Annotated in this window: 1 pseudogene; it reads left to right on the forward strand. The window is 53.5% G+C overall.

Features of this window, described 5'->3' with window-relative positions:
- Positions 1 to 762: pseudogene (locus tag ACTNB1_RS14820) on the forward strand (tetracycline resistance ribosomal protection protein Tet(W)); the annotation flags it as partial.

Here is a 762-nt window from a genome sequence, read left to right on the forward strand (position 1 = left end):
CCGGAAATAGTCCTGGAGGAAAATACCGACATAGAAGCATGGGATGCGGTCATCGAAAATAACGATGAATTATTGGAAAAGTATATCGCAGGAGAACCAATCAGCCGGGAAAAACTTGCGCGGGAGGAACAGCAGCGGGTTCAAGACGCCTCCCTGTTCCCAGTCTATCATGGCAGCGCCAAAAATGGCCTTGGCATTCAACCGTTGATGGATGCGGTGACAGGGCTGTTCCAACCGATTGGGGAACAGGGGGGCGCCGCCCTATGCGGCAGCGTTTTCAAGGTTGAGTACACCGATTGCGGCCAGCGGCGTGTCTATCTACGGTTATACAGCGGAACGCTGCGCCTGCGGGATACGGTGGCCCTGGCCGGGAGAGAAAAGCTGAAAATCACAGAGATGCGTATTCCATCCAAAGGGGAAATTGTTCGGACAGACACCGCTTATCAGGGTGAAATTGTTATCCTTCCCAGCGACAGCGTGAGGTTAAACGATGTATTAGGGGACCAAACCCGGCTCCCTCGTAAAAGGTGGCGCGAGGACCCCCTCCCCATGCTGCGGACGACGATTGCGCCGAAAACGGCAGCGCAAAGAGAACGGCTGCTGGACGCTCTTACGCAACTTGCGGATACTGACCCGCTTTTGCGTTGCGAAGTGGATTCCATCACCCATGAGATCATTCTTTCTTTTTTGGGCCGGGTGCAGTTGGAGGTTGTTTCCGCTTTGCTGTCGGAAAAATACAAGCTTGAAACAGTGGTAAAGGAA

The organism is Flavonifractor sp. HCP28S3_F3 (genome assembly GCF_052065355.1).
GTDB lineage: Bacteria > Bacillota > Clostridia > Oscillospirales > Oscillospiraceae > Flavonifractor.